We start from the raw sequence: 211 nt of genomic DNA, 5'->3' as shown, positions 1-211 counted from the left end.
TGGCTCGGCGACAAGCGGCTCCTGCTGGTCCTCGACTCCGCCGAACACCTCCGAACCCCCTGCTCCCACCTGCTGGCGGACCTCCTGACCACCTCGCCCGGACTGACCGTGCTGGTCACCAGCCGCCGGCCGCTCGGCACCCGGGGCGAACACCTCGTCGCGGTGGGGCCGCTCCCGGTGGACGGCGCGTCCGACGCGCTCCGGCTCTTCG

General features: G+C 74.4%; 1 pseudogene. It reads left to right on the top strand.

Annotated features, from left to right (window positions below):
- A pseudogene (locus G3I40_RS32660) lies at positions 1-211 on the top strand (regulator); the annotation flags it as partial.

Source organism: Streptomyces sp. SID14478 (genome assembly GCF_010548525.1).
GTDB lineage: Bacteria > Actinomycetota > Actinomycetes > Streptomycetales > Streptomycetaceae > Streptomyces.
This window is presented reverse-complemented; position numbering and strand designations above follow the sequence as displayed.